Genomic DNA, 267 nt, shown 5'->3' with positions numbered 1-267 from the left:
GGATTTCCCCCATCCTGGTGCCGGACATCTACGGCAACAATCCTTCCCCGGAGCTCGTGTACAAGCTGGCCGGCGACGTCCAACCGGGCAACTCCGGCGGCCCTCTGCTGACGATGCAAGGCCAGGTGGCGGGCCTGATCTTCGCCAAGACCACCACGGACGCCGCCCTGGGGTTCGCTCTGACCATGACCGACCTGGAACCAGTGGCCGCCCAGGCTCCGGGTCTCAGCGATTCGGTCTCCGCTGGGCAGTGCACCCGCAAATAGC

General features: G+C 66.3%; 1 pseudogene. It reads left to right on the top strand.

The features are described from left to right. Positions 1 to 266 (top strand): annotated as a pseudogene (locus ACPYOG_RS19645) (MarP family serine protease); the annotation flags it as partial. Position 267 lies beyond the last annotated feature (1 nt).

The organism is Leifsonia sp. HAY1-4F, assembly GCF_056755275.1.
This window is presented reverse-complemented; position numbering and strand designations above follow the sequence as displayed.